At 44.9% G+C, this 566-nt stretch carries 1 protein-coding gene; it reads right to left on the reverse strand.

Going from position 1 to position 566, the window contains the following annotated elements; all coding sequences use genetic code 11:
- The coding region (locus R7044_RS27115; protein WP_225456215.1) for a TraB/GumN family protein at window positions 1-448 on the reverse strand (448 nt) is incomplete at its 3' end.
- Between the last annotated feature and the right edge of the window lie 118 nt (window positions 449-566).

The raw sequence follows: 566 nt of genomic DNA on the forward strand, positions 1-566 counted from the left end.
CAGCTAAACCAATTAGATGCATGTCTACACCTTCGTCTGATACGTAGCCAAGCTTATTGACTAGCGCGAGTTGGATGGTCAGAGCTGCGGTCCAAGGTGGCACATTGAGAAGTTGCGCTTCCGCCATGCCTAGATCTTTGGCGATGTTCACTAACAGTTGGCGTTGAGTTTTGTCGAGTACGTCTTTAGAGAGAATCGAACTCTCTGGGTACACCACACCTTCAGAGCTTCTTACATCGGCCTCAATAATTAAGCCCGAGCTTTGTTCCAAAAACTTAGTGATGTTTTTCGGAAGTGGATACATGCTTTTATCACCGACATGTACGGAGCCGATAATCATGTATTCCGTGTCGCCTTTTTTAGCGCGCCAGTGTTGAGGCTCAGCGTAGGACGAAAAGGAGGTAAAGATAACAATAAGAGATGACATCAGTGTCATTAGGCGAAACATAGTTTTTATCCTCGGCTGAATCTTATGGCGAGACTCAGATTTCAGCATCTACAACCCACAGGGGATATTCCTTTATACCCAAATAAAGCTTAGACACCAGAGCTCACTTTAAAACTCT

Source organism: Vibrio sp. 1402, from assembly GCF_033340275.1.